The following is a 1,808-nucleotide window of genomic DNA, read 5'->3' as shown; positions in this document are numbered from 1 at the left end:
TTTCTATCAACCGTTTGAGCGTAGAAGCCCATGGATTGAGCAGCTGGATCATCTGTTTTTGAGGTTACAGTCGTTGTAACAGAGTGATATCTCTTATCATTGTCGTTATAAACTACGGCAGATATAGTAGCTGATGAACCGGTCTTAGAAGCATCTAATTGGTTCGCAGCAACTTTCGTTTGTGTGGCATCGTCACCCATGAACGTATAGAAATCGCTGCTGGATGATGTTCCAATGCTGGTTTTGCTTGGATCAATTACTACTAAGCTGCCTGATGAGGTTTTACCATAAACGATCACTTTAACATTTTGATCTTTCTCCTGAGCAGTTGGGTTTGTCTTATCAGATGCTGCATAGATCGCATTAGGAGCTGTCGTCATAGTATAATCACTAATGTCTTTATCAGCTAATACGGTCATGGATAACGTCTTGGTGTCAAGAACGGTATCATTTGTAGGATCTGGTTGTGCACCCTTAGCAGAAGCCATCAATTTGAAGGTTACGGTAGCTGATCCGGCTGTGTTTCCGGCATCTAAGACCACTTCGTGTCCAGCATAGGCATAGTCCTGATTGTTGTCAAACGATAATACGGAATTTTGTGGTAAGCTTGCTTGAACATAGTAAGTGACGCCATTAATTACATACTTACTTGTCATGTCAATTGCTCTGCCATATTGGTCTTGCACTGAAAATCCGCCATCGTTAAAGCCGAAGTCAAGAGCTTGATGTGAACCTACTTCCATGTTTGGAACAAGAACGGAATCATCAAGTTTCAGGGAATCGGCGACCTTAGGTTGGTCAACATTAATGTTTATAGAGCTGAAGTTTCCGGTGTTGTTAACTGTTGCATTTAAGGTTTCTTGCAGAGCGGTAGTTCCGGGATTTACAGGCGCATCATATTTCAAGGAAGCAGTGCCATCTGCATTTTCCTCAAAGTATAAACCGGATGTTCCGGTCCCTTTTAGAGGTGATAATGCTACAACATTATCTTTGGTGATATCACTGTACTTGGTGAGTTGGTTTCCATTCTGATCATAAGCAGCAAATGGAATGACTACACCTGTTTCACCGGAAGAGATCGTCTCAGATGGTGCCATAAGCGTAAAGGTATTAACTTTTTGAGCTCTCTTCAGTGTGAAGGTTACAGATGAAGTTTTTCCGGTATACGTTGTGGCAGTAATGGTAATCGGTTGATCCTGAGTCATGGTATAGTCGGTAGGATCTTGGATATCAACTTCAATTGCAGACTTTGTATCATCACTCGGATCGTCAACCAGTTTAGCTTTGACGAGTTGTGAATTGGAAGTTACGAGCTGATATGCATCCTGGCCGGCAGGTGAGTTAGTAATAAGCCCACTCTCAACTAACGTTTTGGAGGCAGTATCGTTGCCGGACATATCTTTGGCAGTGTAGTCGATATAATACTTCTCACTGTCACCAATTGTCGGAGATGCATCCTGACCGTCAGCAGTTACTAACTTGTTCAGTGTAATGTCACTAATTGTTCCTACTTGGGTAGAAACAGTAAGCGTTGCATTTGCTGAAGTAGGAATGGTTTGGCTCTTCGTAACAGCGGTAACAACAGTTGATGGATACTGTGTTAAAACAGTTGTAGATTTATCATTGGTTGCGTCCCAGCCAAAGGGATGAACGGTCAATATACCCTTATCATCTGAAGTTATATCGCCGATACCACAACTCCAAGTAATATAGCTGCTGCTTGCAAGATATTTATCGGTAATATTATTACCATATTGGTCATAAGCACTATATGCTACATAACCAGTCTTCCCGCCAGAAACAACGGC

1 pseudogene is annotated in these 1,808 nt (G+C 42.1%); it reads right to left on the bottom strand.

Annotated elements, in window-relative coordinates:
- Positions 1-1,808 (bottom strand): annotated as a pseudogene (locus ACPUYX_RS20860) (hypothetical protein); the annotation flags it as partial.

Origin of the sequence: Desulfosporosinus sp. SYSU MS00001 (assembly GCF_049943955.1) — a bacterium.
Lineage (GTDB): Bacteria > Bacillota > Desulfitobacteriia > Desulfitobacteriales > Desulfitobacteriaceae > Desulfosporosinus.
The sequence above is the reverse complement of the archived record's forward strand: the minus strand, read 5'-3'. Positions and strand labels throughout refer to the sequence as shown.